The organism is Sinorhizobium sp. 22678, assembly GCF_052044265.1.
In the GTDB taxonomy this organism is placed as follows: Bacteria; Pseudomonadota; Alphaproteobacteria; order Rhizobiales; family Rhizobiaceae; genus Sinorhizobium; species Sinorhizobium meliloti_A.
Window position 1 is genome coordinate 239,292 of record NZ_JBQEMS010000003.1, and the last position, 16,841, is coordinate 256,132.

Annotated in this window: 13 protein-coding genes; 5 read left to right on the plus strand and 8 right to left on the minus strand. The window is 62.4% G+C overall.

Translation table 11 applies throughout. The features are described from left to right. Nucleotides 1-122: 122 nt before the first annotated feature. The 8 genes from paaX to ACTJKL_RS06725 all read right to left on the minus strand — a co-directional run bounded on the left by paaX (nt 123) and on the right by ACTJKL_RS06725 (nt 11,230). Nucleotides 123-1,043 (minus strand): phenylacetic acid degradation operon negative regulatory protein PaaX, encoded by a 921-nt coding sequence (gene paaX / locus ACTJKL_RS06690; RefSeq protein ID WP_440852502.1) that lies wholly within the window; start codon nt 1,041-1,043, stop codon nt 123-125. Between the two features lie 192 nt (nt 1,044-1,235). After that, nucleotides 1,236-1,856 (minus strand): DUF992 domain-containing protein, encoded by a 621-nt coding sequence (locus tag ACTJKL_RS06695; protein ID WP_440852503.1) that lies wholly within the window; start codon nt 1,854-1,856, stop codon nt 1,236-1,238. Nucleotides 1,857-2,057: 201 nt separating this feature from the next. Next, nucleotides 2,058-3,431: an alpha-glucosidase/alpha-galactosidase gene (locus tag ACTJKL_RS06700; RefSeq protein WP_440852504.1), complete on the minus strand. Its 1,374-nt coding sequence runs from the start codon at nt 3,429-3,431 to the stop codon at nt 2,058-2,060. A gap of 20 nt (nt 3,432-3,451) precedes the next feature. Continuing rightward, nucleotides 3,452-5,122: an ABC transporter ATP-binding protein gene (locus ACTJKL_RS06705; protein WP_440852505.1), complete on the minus strand. Its 1,671-nt coding sequence runs from the start codon at nt 5,120-5,122 to the stop codon at nt 3,452-3,454. 11 nt (nt 5,123-5,133) lie between these two features. Further along, nucleotides 5,134-6,261, minus strand: a complete 1,128-nt coding sequence (locus ACTJKL_RS06710) for an ABC transporter permease (protein WP_324764449.1) — start codon at nt 6,259-6,261, stop codon at nt 5,134-5,136. After that, complete coding sequence (locus ACTJKL_RS06715; RefSeq protein WP_100671602.1) at nt 6,258-7,271, minus strand: ABC transporter permease; 1,014 nt, start codon at nt 7,269-7,271, stop codon at nt 6,258-6,260. Before ACTJKL_RS06715 ends, ACTJKL_RS06710 begins: the two co-directional genes overlap by 4 nt. 117 nt (nt 7,272-7,388) lie before the next feature. Beyond that, a complete protein-coding gene (locus ACTJKL_RS06720; protein ID WP_411926487.1) occupies nt 7,389-9,470 on the minus strand; it encodes an ABC transporter substrate-binding protein in 2,082 nt (693 codons plus the stop codon). Between the two features lie 287 nt (nt 9,471-9,757). After that, nucleotides 9,758-11,230 carry an alpha-glucosidase/alpha-galactosidase gene (locus ACTJKL_RS06725; RefSeq protein ID WP_440852506.1) on the minus strand — a complete coding sequence of 491 codons (1,473 nt, stop codon included), beginning with the start codon at nt 11,228-11,230 and terminating at the stop codon, nt 9,758-9,760. 195 nt (nt 11,231-11,425) lie between these two features. Here ACTJKL_RS06725 and ACTJKL_RS06730 point away from each other — a divergent pair, with 195 nt between their 5' ends. The 5 genes from ACTJKL_RS06730 to ACTJKL_RS06750 all read left to right on the plus strand — a co-directional run bounded on the left by ACTJKL_RS06730 (nt 11,426) and on the right by ACTJKL_RS06750 (nt 16,838). Continuing rightward, on the plus strand, nt 11,426-12,367 hold the full coding sequence (locus ACTJKL_RS06730) for an AraC family transcriptional regulator (RefSeq protein ID WP_411926486.1): 942 nt from the start codon (nt 11,426-11,428) through the stop codon (nt 12,365-12,367). Nucleotides 12,368-12,438: 71 nt separating this feature from the next. After that, nucleotides 12,439-13,497, plus strand: coding sequence for a LacI family DNA-binding transcriptional regulator (locus ACTJKL_RS06735; RefSeq protein WP_440852507.1), 1,059 nt, complete (start codon nt 12,439-12,441; stop codon nt 13,495-13,497). A gap of 260 nt (nt 13,498-13,757) precedes the next feature. Then, the gene (locus ACTJKL_RS06740) at nt 13,758-15,032 is read left to right on the plus strand and encodes an ABC transporter substrate-binding protein (protein WP_440852508.1); all 1,275 of its coding nucleotides are present in this window, start codon (nt 13,758-13,760) and stop codon (nt 15,030-15,032) included. Nucleotides 15,033-15,126: 94 nt separating this feature from the next. Continuing rightward, the gene (locus ACTJKL_RS06745; RefSeq protein WP_440852509.1) at nt 15,127-16,023 is read left to right on the plus strand and encodes a carbohydrate ABC transporter permease; all 897 of its coding nucleotides are present in this window, start codon (nt 15,127-15,129) and stop codon (nt 16,021-16,023) included. Next, on the plus strand, nt 16,020-16,838 hold the full coding sequence (locus tag ACTJKL_RS06750) for a carbohydrate ABC transporter permease (protein ID WP_018096058.1): 819 nt from the start codon (nt 16,020-16,022) through the stop codon (nt 16,836-16,838). Before ACTJKL_RS06745 ends, ACTJKL_RS06750 begins: the two co-directional genes overlap by 4 nt. The last annotated feature ends 3 nt before the right edge of the window (nt 16,839-16,841 follow it).

The window sequence follows — 16,841 nt, forward strand, 5'->3', positions numbered from 1 at the left end:
ACATGTCACACTTCAACGTCATTTACACATTTTTCTGTGACATTTAATGAATGAGATGGGGCGGGTATTTTCGTCCGTCTTCGTACGCGTCGCAGGAATGAGGAACGAAGGAGCGCGGCAGGTCAACCGGGGCCGCCGGCTTTCCCAGGCGCAGCTTCGCCGCTCAGCATTTGAAGCCGATGCTCCGTCGCCCCGGTCGTCTTCGGCAGCGGACCCGTGAGCGTGACGCAGCTCCGCCCGACATGCAGGTCCGCCCGGGGAGACAGGCTGCGGTACAGCCGGGCGAACAGGCGGCGGGCTTCGTTCCCCGGCCAATCGGCGGGCAGAATTTCGGCTGGCAGGCGCGGCTCGCGGAGCGTCACGAAGCGGAACTGGTGTACCATGAGTAGGCGTGCAGAGAGGCACTCAGCGGGAGCAATCGCCGTAGCGGTATCCGGAAGATCGGCGAGCCTGCCGAAGCAGGCAAGGAACCGCCGGTAGGCCTGCGCGTGAGGTGCGAGGTCCCAACAGCCCGAGGCAAAGGCCTTCAACTCGCTCGCGCCCTGGGCAGGCTCCGCGCGGAAGACCACGGCGGGCATGATCGCGCTCGGAAACGGCCGCACGCCGACCGCGAGCCGGGGGCCAAGGCGCGCATGACCGGAGCGCTCGAGCACCTGCATCCGCTCCTCGGCCGACGAACCCATCAGCTGCACGAAGTGCCAGCTCGCTTCCTCCGGAGGTCCGAAGATCACCTGCGCCGCCGCGGCGAATTCCGCGCGTGCGGCATCCGTCAGCCGATAGAAGCTGCGCCGTCCCTCCCGTTCTCCGGCGAGCTGGCCGGCGGCGACAAGACGGGATACGGCGGTTCTCACAAGCGTCTCGCTGATGCCGACCCCGGCGCAGATCTCGATCAGGTTGCCGATCCAGATCGCGCCGCCGCGCGGCTCCACCACGTCGCCATAGATGGTAACGATGAAGCTTGCGGCCCTGAGCGGCGTTTCATCCAGAATTGCCCGGATGATCCTAGAGCCCTGCTCTGCCGAACTTTCGCCATTCGCCTGCATCCGACCGCCTTCCGAGCCCCACCCGCTGCGTGTTTTTAAACCGTAGCCGATTAAAGAACAAAAACATGCAGCAGATCAAAGCAAGCCAGCGCCGCGCATCTGATCACATGCGCGGCGCTGGCGTGAACGGTGCCTAGCCTGTTGCGGTGTTCGCAACCGCCGGGGCCAATGCGGCGGGTGGCCTCGCGCCGTTTATTTCACCAGGGTCAACTTCACGCTGGCAATTCCAACAGCGACATTCAGTCCGGTCTGGCCGTCAATCTTCACCGGCTGCAGCGCGATTTCCTTTTTCGAGCCGACCAGGGATTTCGCGCCCAGCCCGAGCCCGGCCGCGAATTCGGCAGAAAGGCCGGAATAGTTGCCGGCAAGAGCGCCCTTCAGCTTGGTTTTCGGCTTCGCGTAGACCGACCACACGACGCGGCTCTCCGCTGTTACGCCGATATCGAGGCCCAGCTTGTCGATCGTGCCGCTATATTTGTAAGGCGACTTTTGTCCGTCTGCTTCGAAAACACACGTCAGCGCTTTCGACGAACCCACGACCAGCCCGATACCTGCCGCAATGTCGCAGGAGAGTGTGCCGCGTTTTACGAACTCGGCCTGAGCCTGCCCCTTGGCCTCCTCGGCCGTCGCGCCGGACACTGCGATAGCGCTGAAAGCGAGGCCGCCAACTGTCGCGCGGATCAGGACGTTACGGAATCGTTCAATCATTAATGCTTCCTTACTGTGGGTTACGGCCTTTGAGTCAGGCATTGTCGAAAGCAGGCTTGAAGCCGCCAAGACCAGTTTCGGAAAGCGCTGCCTGTCGCAAAACATCTTGCCTGCGTGCGCTCCGTATAGCCGCTGTCCCACATCTCCCAGACCACGTCTATTGGACTACGGGCTTGCGCCCGGTCTTAGGTCTTCACCCTGAAAACCCGGAAATCTCGAGTGCGCGGTTGCGCCAGTCCGCATAACGATGCGGCCCCGGAACCGATCGGTTCCGGGGCCGTCTGGTCGCCTGACCGGGAGAAGAAATCAGGCGGCCGCTACCTTCTTCGTCACACGCGCCCATTCCGGAATCCAGTCGCGGTGCGCCGCCAGCAGATCGTCAACGAGCGACCAGATCTGGTCGAGATCGAGCTCGGCGGCGGTATGCGGATCCATCATCGCGGCGTGATAGAGGTGCTCGCGGTTCTCGGTGACGAGCGCCTGGACAGTCAACTCCTGGACGTTGATGTTGGTGCGGATCAGGGCCGTGAGCTGCGGCGGCAAGGCGCCGATATAGGTCGGCTGGATACCGGAGGAATCGACGAGGCAGGGCACTTCCGCCGCACAGTTTTCCGGCAGCGAGGTGATGCAGCCATTGTTCCTGAGGTTGCCGTAGATGACCGAAGGTTCGCCGGTCCAGACCGAATTCATGATCGAGGAGGCATATTCACGGCTCTCCGCGACTTCGATCGTCTCGGCTTCCTTGAAGGCGGCCGCCTGTCCCTTCCAGCGCTCGATCTGCTCGACGCAGCGCTTTGGATATTCATCGAGCGGAATGCCGAATTTCTCGATCAGATCGGGGCGCCCGTCCTTGATGAAGTAGGGCGTGTACTCGGCGAAATGCTCCGAGCTCTCGGTGACGAAGTAGCCGAGCCGCGTCAGCATTTCGTAGCGCACCTTGTTCGGGCAGCGCGGATTCCAGTGGCTGGGCTTCGGGAAGCGGCCCTCGCGGTAGCCGCGGATCAGGTCCGGATAGAGATCGCGATAGCTGCCGTCCTTCTGACGGTGCTCGAACTTGAGGTAAAACGCCATGTGATTGATGCCGGCGGCGCGGTAGCGGATCTCTTCGACTGGAATGTCGAGGTCCCGGGCAAGCTCGAAAGCCGTGCCCTGCACCGAATGGCAGAGGCCCACCTGTTTGATCGCCGGATATTTCTCGGCGATCGCCCAGGTGTTTATCGCCATCGGATTCACATATTGCAGAAGGATCGCCTCGGGGCAGACCTCGAGCATGTCCTCGCAGATCTTCCACAGATGCGGCACGGTGCGGAGCCCGCGCATGATGCCGCCGACGCCCAGCGTGTCGGCGATCGTCTGACGCAGCCCGTATTTCTTGGGCACTTCGAAATCGGTGACGGTGCAGGGCTCGTAACCGCCGATCTGGAAAGCGACGACGACGAAGTCCGCTCCTTCCAGAGCCTTGCGCTGGTTCGAATGGGTTTCGATCCTGGCATCGGCGCCAAGAGTGCGCGCGAGTTTGCCGGCGACGATCTCGCTTTCGGCGAGCCGCTCGGGGTTGACGTCCATCAAGGCGATGGTTGCGGCCGAAAGCGCCGGCCGCTGCAAAATGTCGCCGATGATGTTCTTCATGAAAACGGTGGAACCGGCGCCGATGAAAGTAATCCTGGGTCGTTTCGTCATGGGATAGCCTCTGTTTGATTTCACGCGGCCACTTCGAAGGCGGCCTTAACCAGCCGCTTCGTGTAGGCAGTCTTGGGATTGTTGAGGATTTCGCTCACCGGCCCCTCTTCGACGATCTTGCCTTCCTGCATGACGACCACGCGGTGGCAGAGCGCGCGCACGACCTTCAGGTCGTGCGAGATGAAGAGATAGCTCAGACCGCGCTCGTCCTGCAGCCGGCGCAGGAGTTCGATGATCTGCGCCTGCACCGAAAGGTCGAGCGCCGAAGTCGGCTCGTCCAGCAGGATGAATTCCGGTTCCAGCGCGACGGCGCGAGCGATCGCGATGCGCTGGCGCTGGCCGCCGGAGAATTCGTGCGGGAAGCGCGAAAGGATGTTCGAGGGCATGCCGGCGCTGACGAGCGCGTCCTCGACGCGCTTCAGCCTGTCCTTGCGGTTTTCGCCGATGCCGTTGACGATCAGACCCTCCTCTATGATCTGGCCGATCGACATTCGCGGGTTGAGCGAGGAGAAGGGATCCTGAAAGACGATCTGGATCTTCGAGCGAAGCGGCCGCATGCCCTTGCGGTCCTTGTCGTGGATCGGCTCGCCTTCCAAATAGATCTCGCCGCCATCGGCGTTGAGAAGCCGAATCAGCGCCTGACCGAAAGTGGTCTTGCCGGAACCGGACTCGCCCACCAGGCCGAGCGTTTCGTGCCGGCGAAGATTGAGGCTGAGCCCGTCGACCGCGACGAGCTCTTTGAAATCCGGCCTGAAGAACCCGCCCTTCTTCAGGGTGAAGGAGACACGGACATTGCGGCCGTCGAGCAGGATCGGCGCGTCGTCCGGCAACGGATTGGCAGAACCGGAGGGTTCGGAGGAAAGCAGCCGCCGCGTATAGGCGTGCTGCGGATCGGCAAACAGCGCCTCCGTCGTATTGTGTTCCTTCACCTCGCCGAGCTGCATGACATAGACGTAATCGGAGAATTGGCGGACCACCGTCAGGTCATGGGTGATCAGGATCACCGCCATGCCGAGCTCCTGCTGCAGCTTGCGGATGAGGTTGAGAATTTGCGCCTGTACCGTCACGTCGAGTGCCGTCGTCGGCTCGTCGGCAATCAGCACGTCCGGATCGTTGGCAAGCGCCATGGCGATCATGACGCGCTGGCGCTGGCCGCCGGAAAGCTGATGCGGATACTGGTTGAGCCGTGCTTCCGGGTCGGGGATCTGGACATGACGCAAGAGCTCCAGCGCCCGCTCGGCGGCGGCGCGCCGGCTGACGCGGCGATGCGCCCGGATCGCTTCGATGATCTGGCTGCCGATCGTGTAGACCGGGTTCAGCGAGCTCATCGGCTCCTGGAAGATCATCGAGATACGATCGCCGCGCAGCGCCCGGCGCTCTCTCTTCGAGAATTTCAACACGTCCCTGCCGTCATATTCGATGCGCGCCTGCGGCGCGATCGTAGCGCGCTTCGACAGGAGCCCCATGACGGTGCGCGCCGTCACCGACTTGCCGGAGCCGGATTCGCCGACGATCGCCACCGTCTCGCCGCGGTAAAGCTGAAAGGAGACGTCCTTCAACGCCTCGACCGTGCCGTTCTCGACCTTGAAGGATACAGCCACCTTTCGGGCATCGATCACCGGCCTCGCATCTTTCGTATCGCGGTCGCGCCGTTCCTCGGGTGCCGGGACAACACTTTCGATCGTTACCATCGGCATGCTCCTCAATAGGGGTCGATTGCGTCGCGCAGGCCGTCGCCCAGCGCATTGAAGGCGAAAACGGTGACGAGCACGAAGGCGACGGGCGAGAGGATCCAGGGATAGGAACCGATCGCGGAATAATTCGCCGTGTCCTGCAGCATCAGCCCCCAGGAGATCAGCGGCGGCTTGACCGCAAAGCCGAGGAAACCGAGGAACGATTCGAGCAGCACCACATGCGGGATGGCGAGCGTCACCGCGACGATGACGTGGCTCATCACGTTCGGGAAGATGTGCTGGAATATGATGCGCCGGTCCGTGGCGCCGATGGCGATCGCCGCCCGCACATATTCGATCCGGGCAAGCGCCAGGGTCTTGCCGCGCACCTCGCGCGACATCTGCGCCCAGCCGAGCGCGGACATCACGATGATGACGAAGGCGAGAAAGACATTGGTCGGTGCGGTGACCGGGATCAGCGAGGCGAGCGCCAGATAGAGCGGCAATTGCGGGAAGGCGAGCACCAGCTCGACGAAACGCTGCACCCAGGCATCGAAGCGCCCGCCGAAATAGCCGGACACCATGCCGACGGTCGTCCCGACCACGGTGACGATGAAGACGACGGTGAGGGCAATCATCAGCGAGATGCGCGAGCCGTAGAGGATGCGGGACAGCACGTCGCGGCCGAATTTGTCGGTGCCGAGCAGATGCACCGGCGTACCGTCGACGGCGCCGAACAGATGCCGCTCGGCGGGGATCAGCCCGAAGAGCCTGTAGGGTGCGCCCTTGACGAAGAAGCCGAGGACCTGCGGGTTGTCGTAATCCGGTCCGATGATCGGCTGGAAGGTGACCGGATCGAGCTCCTCCGTCTCCCGCACCGGATAGCTCCTCGGCGGAAAGACGAAATTGCCCTCCTTGTCCCGGAAGCTGATCGTCTGCGGCTGCGCGAAGGCCACATCCGTCGCCTTCGGATCAACGGGCGACAGGAACTCGGCGAAGACCGCCATCAGGATCAGGAGGCAGACGAGGACAAGGCCGAGCAGGCCGGTCCACGAACGCTTCAGCCGCCGCCAGACGAGGGCGGAGTAGCTCTCGTGGTGGTGTTTTTCCCCGGGCTCGATCGCCACCGGAAGAGTTCCCTCGGCTTCGACGGTCATGCGTATACCCCCCCTCCCATGCGCACGCGCGGATCGAGCGCGGCGAGCATCATGTCGGCGATGATGTTGCCGACGATCAGCGTTGCGGAGAGGACCAGCATGAATGTCGCCGTCACATAGACGTCGCCCACCCACATGGAACCGACGATCGCCGGCCCGACGGTCGGCAGCGCGAAGATGATCGCCGTCTCGATCTCGCCGGTCAGCATGTAGGGAAGCACGACGCCCTGGTACATGATCAGCGGGTGCAAAGCGTTCGGCACCGCATGGCGCATGACGACCGCACCCTCGCTCAGGCCCTTGGCGCGTGCCGTTTCGACATATTGCGCGTTCAGCGTATCGAGGAGATTGCCCCGCATCACCCGCATATTGTAGGCGAGCCCGCCGAAGGTGGCGATCGCCACGACCGGCCAGACATGTTTGACCAGGTCGACGAACTTGTCCCAGGACCAGGGCGCCCCGCCGTAGCGGGCGGAATGGAAGCTGTTGATCTCGCTCACATTGAAATGAAAGACGAGGATATAGACGATGATCAGCGCCATGAGGAAGCGCGGCACCGTCATGCCGAGGAACGATACGGTCGAAAGCAGGCTGTCTATCCAGGAATATTGCCGCGTCGCCGCGATGATGCCGAAGGCGATGCCGATCACCGACGCCAGGATGTGGCAGACGAGCGCCAGCGCCAGCGTTCGCGGCAGGCGCTCGCCGACCACGTCAGCGACGGGCTTGTTGTAGTAGAGGCTGTGGCCGAAATCGCCTCGCGTCACGATGCCCGTTATCCAGTCGACGTACTGGATCGGCAGCGGCTTATCGAGGCCGTGCTCCTTGCGGTAGGCCTGCGCCTGGGCATCTGCCTCCTCGAAAGAAGCGCCGCCCTGATTGATGAGCTGCGAGCGGATGTAGTCGCTGTAATCTCCCGGCGGTGCCTGGATGATGCCGAAGGTCACCACGCTCAGGACGAGCAGCACCGGAATGGCAGAGGCGATTCGGACAAGCAGAAATCTGAACATGCCGTTTCCTTCTGTCTCGAGTTCCGCGAGAGCCATGCCTGCATCGGCTCTCGGCGGCGTGAAGGGCTTGCACCCTCGCCGGCTCCTTTCCTCGGAGCCGGCGGAGGCGGTTCAGCTTCAGTTGATCGGGCCGCTTTCGCCCGGCTTGCCGGGAAGCTGCTCGGGATAGAGTTCGTAGTCGCCCTGCTTGTCGGCGGCAACGAAGACCCGTTCGCGGATGATCGTGTCTTCCGCCCAGTTGAACATGAAGATCGGCGCGCCCGGAGGAATGTTCGAGAAGCGCTTGTTGATGATCAGCGCGCCCGGATACTCCGTCAGGCCGACGGTATCGACATTGGTGGTGGCTACCTTCTGGTATTGCTTCATCAGCTCCGTTCGCTCGTCATTGTCGTTGCTGGCGATGAACTTGTTGACGATGTCGACGAGCTCCTGCTCGTGGGGCATGACATCGACTTCGCCGCCTTCCGGAGCGCGGTGATGCCAGCTCGTGCGCGGGCCGGTCGGGGCGAGCTGAGGCGTGTTCTGCACCACGGAAGCAAATTCGGCCGTGTTGCGATGAATCATCCAATCGAAGCGGCCGGCATAATTGGCGGCGTCCCGCTGCTTGCCGTCGAGTGCATTGAGGACGACCCGGAGCCCGAGCTTCTCCATCTGCCCGACCATCCCTTCGGCAAGATTACGGTCGGTGCTGTAGTCGGAATTGACGAGCAGAACGATTTCGACGTCGCGGCCGCCAAGCTTGTCGGCCGGGAAATTGACGAAGCCGTTGCCGTCCGTGTCCTTGAGCCCCACCTTTTCGAGAAGCGCCTTGGCGCCTTCGAGATCGTGGGGGTAGTAGATGGTGGAGTTCCGGTCGTAGAAGCTCGTGCCGGAGGAAAGCCCGCCCGGATAGATCGCCGTGAAGGGACCCTTCACCAGGGCTTCGCCAAGCTTCTTGCGGTCGACCGCCATGGTGACGGCCTTGCGGAAGTCCAGGTTGCGGTTGAGCTCTCGCACCGCCTTAGCGCGTTCGTCCGGGTCTCCCCAGCCATTGCCGGAGAAGTTCATGTGCATGTTATAGCCGATGACGCGCGGACCGAAGGCAAGCCGCGCCGGCGCGCTCTCGTTGGCGGCGCGCTTCAGCGATTCCACGAAGTTTTCCGGCTGTTCGAGGTTCGAAATGTCACCCGAACCCGCGATCGCCTGCACGTCGCGGTCGGCCCAGGTCGACAGCTTGTAATGGACTTCGTTCAGATAGGGGAGCTGATTGCCGGCCTCGTCGACCTTCCAGTAATAGGGATTGCGGCGCAGCACGATGATGTCGTCAGGACGATAGGCGACCGGCACCCATGCACCCATCACCGGAAGGTTCATATATTCGGCGGGGAAGCCGTTCTTGTATTCGTTGTAGGTCGTGCCGGCATATTTCGGATGCTTGGTCTTGAGGATATGCGACGGGCCGGGGCAGAAGGTACCGTAGGCCATTGCGAAAAGATGCTGGCGCGGGAAGGCCTCCTTGAAGGACCATTCGACCGTATACTGGTCGATCTTCTTGAGCGTCGTGCCCTCGCCGAAGGTTTCGGGCGTCGCCCCGTTCAAGGGTGAAACGCTCGAGTCGAGGACATTGTCCTCCCAGTAGAACATGACGTCATCGGCATCGAAGGGATCGCCGTCCGACCATTTCGCGCCTTCGATCAGATGCATGGTCAGCTTGCGTCCGTCCTCCGACCAATCCCAGCTTTTCGCGAGATTCGGCAGCGGCTCCATATCGTCCGCCTCGACCTGGAAGAGCGGCGCGGTGCGCGTCAGGCATTCGAACATGCCGATGTCGATGCCGCCCCACCCCTGAGTCTGGCCTGCGCTGTAATTCCAGCCTTCCGGCCGGCCGCCGATCACGTGGCGCATGACATCGCCATAGACGCCCATGCCGTCGGGCATGTTGCCGGTCTTGTAGACCATCGGTTCCTTCGGAAGCCGCTCGGCCACCGGCGGCAGCTTGCCGGCCTTGACGAATTTCTCGGTGACCCATTCGGGCTCCCTGTATTCGGGCAGCGCCTTGAACTCGAGAATGGAGTCGCGCGACACATAGGTGACCTTGCCCTGCGCGGGAAAGGGCGGCTGCTCCGGCACCACGGTCGGCTCGGATGCGAAGGCCTGCACGGCAAAGGCGGATATGCCGATCAGCAGGCTCGCGGTCATATTCAGTCGATGCGTTTTCATGTCCCAGGTTCTCCCTCCTGTCTTCGCCGGGCCGGGGCGGCCGGCGCTCCTCTTCCTTCGTGGCACTCGCGTCTCCTCACGCAGGTGACCTCGCGCATTACCTCAATTGCGGGCGCTTTGCCCTGCCATCCGCCCCGACCGGGGATTGCCCCTCATCCGGCCCGCCGGCCACCTTCTCCCCGCGAGTGGGGAGAAGGGGACTAGCAGCGCTCGCCGAAGTCCCCTCTCCCCGCCTGCGGGGAGAGGGTTAGGGTGAGGGGCAATTCCGGGCAGAGGTAGCCACTCTTCTACCCAGCCACGCGCAGCTTCGCCGCTTCCTTCTCCGCGCGGATCTCCTCGATCGAGCGCACTTCGCGCCGAGCGGCGCCCTTCCACTCCCGGGTGGCGACCGTAGCGCGGGCGAGCCTTTCCTTGGCAGCGTCGATCGCATGGGCATATTGCGGCAGCCATTTGGCCTGCGCGACGACCATTTCGTCGACCATCTGCCAGACTTCCTCCGGCGTGCAGATGGCGCCGACCAGCGGGTCGTGCAGCACGGCGAGCTTCAGAAGATCGATGTCGCCGGTGATCGCCGCATGAACGGACATGCGCTGGACGTTGACCGACGAGATGCAGGTGGCCGCACAGGCCTCAGGCAATGTGATGCCTGCCACCATGTTGATGCCGAAACGATCGACGAAGCCGGGCGATTCGATGATCGCATCCGCCGGAAGGTTGGTGATCACGCCGTTGTTCTTGACGTTGAAGTGGCCGCGATAGACCCGACCCGTCTCCAGCGCTTCGAGGATGCGGCTCGCATGTTCGTTCGAGCGCCTGATCGTTTCCAGCGGCCGGCCCGCCTCTTCGAGGAAGCGCGGATATTCGGTCTCGAACCAGTTGCGGGTCTCGGTCGAATAGCGGAGATACCCGCCGGTCTCCCCATGGATCCAGTCCGACATGTCGATCCATCTGGAGATCTCGTCCGGACGCTTGCGATACCAGGGCAGGTATTCGGACAGGTGTCCGTTGCTTTCGGTCGAATAGACGCCGAAGCGCTTCAACACGTCGATCCGAAGCTTCTCCTGCTTTGAAAAGACGGGATGCGCCTCGAAGGCGGCGACGAGTTCGTCCTTGCCGACCTTGCGGCCGTTGAGGCGGATATCGACGAACCATGTCTGGTGGTTGATGCCGGAGCAGATGTAGTCGAGCTCGCCTTCCCCGGCGCCGAGAATCTCGGCGATCTGCTCGGCCCCGTGCTGGACGCCGTGGCAGAGACCGACCGTGTCGACCTTGCCGTATTCGATCGCCGCCCAGGTGTTCATCGCCATCGGGTTGGCATAGTTGAGGAACTTGGCGCCGGGCTCGGCCACTTCGCGGATGTCCTTGCAGAAATCGAGGATCACCGGAATGTTGCGCTGACCGTAGAGAATGCCGCCGGCGCAGATCGTGTCGCCGACGCATTGGTCGACGCCGTATTTCAGCGGTATGCGGATATCGTCGGCATAGGCCTCGAGGCCGCCGACGCGCACGCAGCTGATGATGTAACGCGCGCCCTCCAGCGCCTTGCGGCGGTCGATCGTCGCGGTTACCCGCGTGGGCAGTTTGTTCGCCTCGACGATCCGGTCGAGGATGGACTTGATCATGGCGAGGTTGTGCTCGCTCAGATCCGTCAACGCGAACTCGACGTCCCGGAGCTCCGGCACCGAAACGATGTCGGTGAAGAGCTTCTTGGTGAAGCCGATGCTGCCGGCGCCGATGATGGCGATCTTAAAGCTGGCCATGGCCGTGCTATTCCTCCTCAGACTGCGACCTTCGCGCTAAAAGGGTAAAATCAATTCATTGAACTGGCCGCGATCGGCGAAGCGGTGCCCTCCTCGGCAAACCCTCGTCAAACGCCGTAGCAACCGCATGTCTTGCGCGATCTGGGGGCATTATGTGTATAATCGGATGCACGACTAGAGAGGTATTGTGCTTTCATGGGTAATTCTATGCTGCAGCAACTGATCGCCCGGGGACCCGCGATGCGGACGGTCTCGCTGCCGCGGGGACGCCAGAACCTGCACACCATGCCGACGAGCACCGGCTACGAGATCAGGACCGATGCAAGCTACGATTGGGACGGTCGCAAGCGGGGCCAAACTCCGTTCACCGTGCTGCAGTACACGATCGGCGGGGCCGGCAACCTGCGATATGAGAACCGCAGTCACCGCGTGCGTCCGGGCGAGACGCTGCTCCTGCTCGTGCCGCACAATCATCGCTATTGGCTTGAAGAAGGCGGGCGCTGGGAGTTCTTCTGGATCTCCATGAACGGCGAGGAGGCGCTGAGGATCCACCGCGCCATTCTCGCCGTCACCGGTCCCATCATAAGGTTGCAGCCGGAAACCGTCGAACATCTTGCCGACTGCAGCCTGCGTCTCATGGCCGGTGGCGACACCCCGGGCAGCGCCTCGGCGATCGCCTATGAGGCGGCGATGGCGCTTTATGACGACGTGTTCGGATCGCATCCGGTTCTCAGTGACGAATACCGGAAGATGCAGCACGTGATCGATCATGTTCTGGGCAATCTCGACAAGCCCCTTCCGGTCGAGGAGCTCGCGCGCATTTCGGGCCTGAGCCGCGCCCATTTCTCCCGAGTCTTCGCCGCCAGCGAAGGCATGCCGCCGGCGGAATTTGTGCTGCAGAAGCGCCTGCAAAGGGCGGTAAAGCTGCTGACCAAGACCGCGGACCTGCCGGTCAAGGAAGTCGCCATCCTGTCCGGCTTCGAGGACCCCAACTACTTCGCCAAGGTATTCCGCCGCGTCTTCGGCGCGAGCCCGACCGAGTTCCGCACCACAGGCATGTATGCGAGCGTATCTGCCACGGGCCGCAATGCGAGGACCAACGAATCCGTGACCACGTTGGCTGCGGCTTGCGATTGAAAAAGCTGCGATAAAAATTTACTAAACAGGATACTCGAGCGCGGCACGGCAGAAGGACAGGCGAAACCGGAATGGTCACAATCAAGGAAATCGCGTCGGCCGTCGGCGTATCGTCGGCAACCGTCTCACGCGTCCTCAACTATGACCCGACGCTGTCGATCTCGAACAGGAAACGCCAGGCGATCATCGAAACGGCGGAGTCGCTCAACTATGCGACGCCGCGCAATCGCAGCCGCGCCGCAGCGCATGGCGTCGGCGTCGGGCTGAAGATCGCGCTCGTGCATTTCCTCGACCCCGCCCAGGAACTCGCCGATCCCTACTATGTCGGCGTCCGCCTCGGCATCGAAAGCCGCTGCCAGGCGCTGAAGAGCGAAGTCGTCAAGGTCTTCCTCACCGGCAACCCTCCGGAAGCGACGATCCTGGAGGGCGCCTCGGGCGTGGTGGCCGTCGGTCACTATTACGGCGATGAGCTAGAATGGTTGCGCCGCCACAGCCGCCACCTCGTCTTTGCCGATTACGCACCGGCCGGAGACATGGAGGACACCGTGCTCAGCGACGTCTCGCTGGCAATGACCCGGCTCCTGGAGGCGGTGCATGCCATGGGCTACCGGCGCATCGGCTTCATCGGCTGGATCGACGCCTTCTACGGGCCCGACAACGTCCATTCGGAGCGCCGTTGCCGCACCTATATCGACTGGATGACCAAGGCCGGGCTTTATGATCCGGAATTGTGCATGGTCGAGCCGATGACGCCCGACAGCGGCTACAAGCTTGCCAGGGCGATGCTATCGAAGCCCAATCCACCGAAGATCCTCATCACCTGCAACGACAATATGGCGCTGGGCGCCTACAGGGCCATCCGCGAGATGGGGCTCAGGATTCCCGAGGATATCGCGGTCGCAAGCTTCAACGACATTCCGGTCGCGCAGTTTCTCGGGCCGCCGCTTTCCACGGTGAAGATTCCGGCGGAGCTCATCGGAGAGACCGCCGTCGACCTGCTGCTGGAGCGCCTTTCGGGCCGAGAGGTCGCCAAGAAGGTGGTTTTCGGCACGGAAATCGTCTGGCGCGGCAGCACGCCGGCACCGGCCGACACAGCGAACAAGGAAGATGACATGGCGGGCGGGTCTTAAAAATCCCTGGACGATATCGACTCGACCCGTCGTGGCGATACCCGCAAACTCGCGTGTAGCCCATCGCCGCCTTTCACTCTGGCAATAGCGCATCGGGCGCCGACAGGCGCGACCGTGACGGCTGACGTCCTTTCAAAGCACGCGTGGCAAGTGCCAAGTAAAAATTTACTGAAAATAATTGCGCCCACTCGAGTTTTGAGAAATACTCGCCGCCGGGACAGAGAGGACTGTCTCGGGGAACACGATTTCGGGAGGAAACAATGGACATTCAGGCGCGTGCCTATCTGCCGCGTATCGCCGCTCTGGCTCTCGCGGGCGCAAGCTTCCTGGGGGTTACCGCGGCGCAGGCCAAGGAAATCACCATCTGGTGCTGGGACCCGAACTTCAACGTCGCGATCATGAAGGAGGCGGGCGCCCGCTATACGAAATCGCATCCGGACGTCACCTTCAACATCGTCGATTTCGCCAAGCTCGACGTCGAGCAGAAGCTGCAGACCGGACTTTCGTCCGGCACCGCCGACGCGCTTCCCGACATCGTGCTCATCGAGGATTACGGCGCTCAGAAATACCTTCAATCCTTCCCGGGGGCCTTCGCGCCTTTGTCCGGCACCGTCGATTATTCCGGTTTCGCCCCCTACAAGGTCGAGCTCATGACGCTCGACGGGCAAGTCTACGGAATGCCCTTCGATTCCGGCGTCACGGGTCTTTATTACCGCAAGGATTATCTGGAAGCCGCCGGCTTCAAGCCGCAGGACATGCAGGATCTCACCTGGGACCGCTTCATCGAGATCGGAAAGCAGGTCGAAGCGAAGACCGGCAAGAAGATGATGGGCCTCGACCCGAACGACGCCGGCCTCGTGCGCATCATCATGCAGTCGGCCGGGCAATGGTATTTCGACAAGGAAGGCAAGCCGAACATCACCGGCAATGCGGCGCTGAAGGCGGCGCTCGAAACCATCGGCAAGATCATGCAGGCGAATATCTACAAGCCTGCCAACGGCTGGTCCGACTGGGTGGGCACCTTCACCTCCGGCGATGTCGCGACCGTCGTCACGGGCGTCTGGATCACCGGCACCGTCAAGGCGCAGCCGGACCAGTCCGGCAACTGGGGCGTCGCCCCCATTCCGGCGCTCTCGATCGAAGGCGCGACGCATGCCTCCAATCTCGGCGGCTCCAGCTGGTACGTGCTCGAAAGCTCCGAGGAGAAGGCGGAGGCCATCGACTTCCTGAACGAGATCTACGCCAAGGACATCGATTTCTATCAGAAGATCCTCCAGGACCGCGGTGCGGTCGGCTCGCTGCTCGCCGCCCGCGGCGGCGCGGCCTATGAGGCGGCAGACCCCTTCTTCGGCGGCGAGAAGGTCTGGCAGAACTTCTCCGATTGGCTGGCGAAGGTCCCCTCGGTCAATTACGGCATCTTCACCAACGAGGCGGACCTCGCCGTCACTGCGCAACTCCCGGCCGTGACGCAGGGGACGCCGGTCGACGAGGTGCTGCAGGCGATCGAGGCCGAGGTCAGCGCACAGATCCAGTGATGCGGGGGATGGCGGCGGGCATGCGCCCGCTGTTTCCGGCCGCGGCTCTTGCCGCGGCCAAATTTCCGGCTGTCCGGCCTTCCAGGAGGGGAACATGGTTCGAGCGCGCCGCGGTATCGGCCGATATTACGACGTCAATGGCTGGCTGTTCGTCGCGCCGGCCCTCGGGCTGATCGCCCTGTTCATGGTCTATCCCATCGCGTGGTCCCTCTGGATGTCGTTCCAGTCCGGCCGCGGCATGACCATGAAGTTCGCGGGCTTCGCGAACATCGTTCGGCTCTGGAACGATCCGGTCTTCATCAAGGCCCTCACCAACACGATGACCTATTTCGTCGTGCAGGTGCCGATCATGATCCTGCTCGCGCTGATCCTGGCGTCGCTCCTCAACAACACGCGGCTCGTCGGCCGAGGGGTTTTCCGCACGGCGATCTTCCTGCCCTGCGTCAGTTCGCTGGTCGCCTATTCGGTGCTCTTCAAGGGCATGTTCGCAACCGACGGGATCGTCAATTCGACGCTCCAGGCGATCGGTCTCGTCGCCTCGCCCATTCCGTGGCTGACGCATCCCTTCTGGGCGAAGGTTCTCGTCATTCTTGCCATCACCTGGCGCTGGACCGGCTACAACATGATCTTCTATCTTGCGGCACTTCAGAACATCGACAAGTCGATCTACGAGGTGGCGCGCATCGACGGCGTTCCGGCCTGGGCGCGCTTTACCCACCTCACCATCCCTCTGCTGAAGCCGGTCATCCTCTTCACGACAGTCATTTCGACGATCGGCACGCTGCAGCTTTTCGACGAGGTCTATAACCTGACCGAGGGCAAGGGCGGCCCGTCCAATGCCACGCTCACCTTGTCGCTCTACATCTACAACCTGACCTTCCGCTTCATGCCGAATCTCGGTTATGCGGCGACGGTCTCCTATGTCATCGTCGTCCTCGTCGCGCTCCTCGCCTTCGTGCAATTCTTCGCAGCAAGGGAGCGTGACCGATGAACGGATTTGGACGTTTCGCGGCAATGGCGGCCACCTATGGCTTCCTCGGCCTGATGGCCTTCCTCTCCGTCTTTCCGTTCATCTGGATGGTGCTCGGCGCAACCAATTCATCGATAGACATCATCAAGGGCAAGCTCCTGCCGGGCGCAGCCTTTGCCACCAATGTCGGCAACTTCTTCACGCTGGTAAACGTGCCGCTCGTCTTCTGGAACTCGGCGAAGATCGCGATCCTTGCGACCGTGCTCACGCTCGCGGTCTCCTCGCTCGCCGGTTACGGCTTCGAGATGTTCCGCTCGCGAAGACGCGAGCGCGTCTACCGGGCGATGCTGCTCACCCTTATGATCCCCTTCGCCGCGCTGATGATCCCGCTCTTCGTCATCATGGGGAAGGCGGGTCTCATCAACACGCATCTCGCCGTCGTCCTGCCGACGATCGGCTCGGCCTTCGTCATCTTCTACTTCCGGCAGAGCACCAAGGCCTTCCCCTCCGAGCTCCGCGACGCAGCCAAGGTCGACGGGCTCAAGGAGTGGCAGATCTTCCTCTTCATCTACGTACCGGTCATGCGTTCGACCTATGCGGCCGCCTTCGTCATCGTCTTCATGACCGCGTGGAACAACTATCTCTGGCCGCTGATCGTGCTCCAGACCAACGAGACCAAGACGATCACGCTGGTCATCTCGTCGCTCGCCTCCGCCTACTACCCCGATTACGGCGTGGTCATGGTCGGGACGATTCTCGCGACACTGCCGACGCTAGCCGTTTTCTTCTTCATGCAACGCCAGTTCGTCCAGGGCATGCTGGGCTCAGTCAAATAGGAA

What these genes read in the sequence shown, in the direction of transcription:
- paaX (WP_440852502.1), bottom strand. Translation starts at nt 1,043, where the DNA reads ATGCAGGCGAATGGCGAAAGTTCGGCAGAGCAGGGCTCTAGGATCATC.
- ACTJKL_RS06695 (WP_440852503.1), bottom strand. Translation starts at nt 1,856, where the DNA reads ATGTTTTGCGACAGGCAGCGCTTTCCGAAACTGGTCTTGGCGGCTTCA.
- ACTJKL_RS06700 (WP_440852504.1), bottom strand. Translation starts at nt 3,431, where the DNA reads ATGACGAAACGACCCAGGATTACTTTCATCGGCGCCGGTTCCACCGTT.
- ACTJKL_RS06705 (WP_440852505.1), bottom strand. Translation starts at nt 5,122, where the DNA reads ATGGTAACGATCGAAAGTGTTGTCCCGGCACCCGAGGAACGGCGCGAC.
- ACTJKL_RS06710 (WP_324764449.1), bottom strand. Translation starts at nt 6,261, where the DNA reads ATGACCGTCGAAGCCGAGGGAACTCTTCCGGTGGCGATCGAGCCCGGG.
- ACTJKL_RS06715 (WP_100671602.1), bottom strand. Translation starts at nt 7,271, where the DNA reads ATGTTCAGATTTCTGCTTGTCCGAATCGCCTCTGCCATTCCGGTGCTG.
- ACTJKL_RS06720 (WP_411926487.1), bottom strand. Translation starts at nt 9,470, where the DNA reads ATGAAAACGCATCGACTGAATATGACCGCGAGCCTGCTGATCGGCATA.
- ACTJKL_RS06725 (WP_440852506.1), bottom strand. Translation starts at nt 11,230, where the DNA reads ATGGCCAGCTTTAAGATCGCCATCATCGGCGCCGGCAGCATCGGCTTC.
- ACTJKL_RS06730 (WP_411926486.1), top strand. Translation starts at nt 11,426, where the DNA reads ATGGGTAATTCTATGCTGCAGCAACTGATCGCCCGGGGACCCGCGATG.
- ACTJKL_RS06735 (WP_440852507.1), top strand. Translation starts at nt 12,439, where the DNA reads ATGGTCACAATCAAGGAAATCGCGTCGGCCGTCGGCGTATCGTCGGCA.
- ACTJKL_RS06740 (WP_440852508.1), top strand. Translation starts at nt 13,758, where the DNA reads ATGGACATTCAGGCGCGTGCCTATCTGCCGCGTATCGCCGCTCTGGCT.
- ACTJKL_RS06745 (WP_440852509.1), top strand. Translation starts at nt 15,127, where the DNA reads ATGGTTCGAGCGCGCCGCGGTATCGGCCGATATTACGACGTCAATGGC.
- ACTJKL_RS06750 (WP_018096058.1), top strand. Translation starts at nt 16,020, where the DNA reads ATGAACGGATTTGGACGTTTCGCGGCAATGGCGGCCACCTATGGCTTC.